The organism is Pauljensenia sp. UMB6358, assembly GCF_030216865.1.
Lineage (GTDB): Bacteria > Actinomycetota > Actinomycetes > Actinomycetales > Actinomycetaceae > Pauljensenia > Pauljensenia turicensis_A.
The window spans coordinates 1-323 of the sequence record NZ_JASOMS010000087.1 but is presented as its reverse complement, the minus strand read 5'-3'; the positions used below and the strand labels follow the sequence as shown (position 1 = coordinate 323).

The 323-nt window shown below is 60.7% G+C and carries 1 protein-coding gene; it reads right to left on the bottom strand.

Annotated elements, in window-relative coordinates; translation table 11 throughout:
* Positions 1-312, bottom strand: a 312-nt coding sequence (locus QP381_RS09745; protein ID WP_442953417.1) for a dTMP kinase, incomplete at its 3' end; no start/stop codon positions are given.
* Between the last annotated feature and the right edge of the window lie 11 nt (positions 313-323).

The window sequence follows — 323 nt, the reverse complement described above, 5'->3', positions numbered from 1 at the left end:
AATAGGCACTATCCGCGCGCTTTCTGCTACCGCGATCCGCTGAAATGCCTTATGTATGCGCTCGTGAAATTCGCTGCCCGCGCTCTCGATACGATCTCTTCTCTTGCCCCGCTGTGAGACGCGCCCCGCCCCCGCGTCCGTGTCCAAGTTAAGGAGGAAAGTCAGATCAGGCGCTACCCCGCCGCTTGCCCAATCACTAAGCCCCCTGATTGCTTTCATGCCGAGGCCGCGCCCCGCGCCCTGATACGCCACCGACGAATCCGAAAACCGATCACAGATCACAACCTTGCCCGCCGCGAGCGCAGGCGCTATTACCCTTGCTA